This window comes from Acidovorax facilis, from assembly GCF_023913775.1.
GTDB lineage: Bacteria > Pseudomonadota > Gammaproteobacteria > Burkholderiales > Burkholderiaceae_C > Acidovorax > Acidovorax facilis.
In genome coordinates this window covers 1-252 of sequence record NZ_JAMXAX010000395.1, presented here as the reverse complement: position 1 = coordinate 252, position 252 = coordinate 1, and the positions used below count along the sequence as shown (strand labels likewise).

General features: G+C 61.5%; 1 pseudogene. It reads left to right on the top strand.

The annotated features are described in order from the left end of the window. Positions 1-127: 127 nt before the first annotated feature. A pseudogene (locus NFX52_RS30755) lies at positions 128-252 on the top strand (DDE-type integrase/transposase/recombinase); the annotation flags it as partial.

Sequence of the window (252 nt, the reverse complement as noted above, 5' to 3'; positions counted from 1 at the left end):
GCGTTGCTCAAGAGGCTGGACAAAGCCATCGGTAAGTTCTACGACGGCGGGGACGCGGTTGACGAGATCAACGGCTGCTGAAGGGAGCCGACATCGCCGTCAAGGTGGCATGGCTGGCCGCTTACGGCAAGGCTGGCTGTACGTAGCCTTCGTCATCGACGTGTTTGCCAGGCGCATCGTTGGGTGGCGGGTGAGCAGTTCAATGCGCACGGACTTTGTTCTCGACGCCCTGGAGCAAGCCCTCTATGCCCG